Origin of the sequence: Megasphaera sp. ASD88, from assembly GCF_002287425.1 — a bacterium.
Classification (GTDB): Bacteria; Bacillota; Negativicutes; order Veillonellales; family Megasphaeraceae; genus Megasphaera; species Megasphaera stantonii.
Map to the genome: position 1 here is coordinate 1 of NZ_NQXW01000063.1, position 621 is coordinate 621.

General features: G+C 54.8%; 1 rRNA gene. It reads right to left on the bottom strand.

The features are described 5' to 3' along the window. Window positions 1-567 (bottom strand): 23S ribosomal RNA (locus CJ260_RS12505); the annotation flags it as partial. Between the last annotated feature and the right edge of the window lie 54 nt (window positions 568-621).

Genomic DNA, 621 nt, shown 5'->3' on the forward strand with positions numbered 1-621 from the left:
TCGCGCATGTAAAGCGCTCCGACTGTTTGTAGACATACGGTTTCAGGTTCTCTTTCATTCCCCTCCCGGGGTTCTTTTCACCGTTCCCTCACGGTACTATTCGCTATCGGTCCATATCAGTGTTTCGCCTTGGAGGGTGGTCCCCCCTGCTTCCCACAAGGTTCCTCGTGCCCCGTGGTACTCTGGATCCTGCTCCATGGTCTTCCTTACGCTTACCGGGCTCTCACCGTCTCTGGCCCAGTTTCCCAACTGGTTCTGCTTCGTCCAACCATTTGTTAGCAGTCCGCAACCCCGAAGCGGTTTCCCGCCCCGGTTTGGGCTCTGCCCCGTTCGCTCGCCGCTACTGAGGGTATCTCTGTTGATTCCTTTTCCTCCGGCTACTTAGATGTTTCAGTTCACCGGGTTCCCTTCCTTTCGGATGACAGCACTCCTGCTGCCGGGTTTCCCCATTCGGACACCTGCGGGTCAACGGTTACTTGCACCTCACCGCAGCTTTTCGCAGCTTATCGCGTCCTTCATCGGCTGATATGGCCAAGGCATCCGCCGTACGCCCTTACTTGCTTGACTTTATGTCTTCACCGTTTTTCAGAGTTTCTTCGGTTCGTTAAGTCTTTCTCTTTT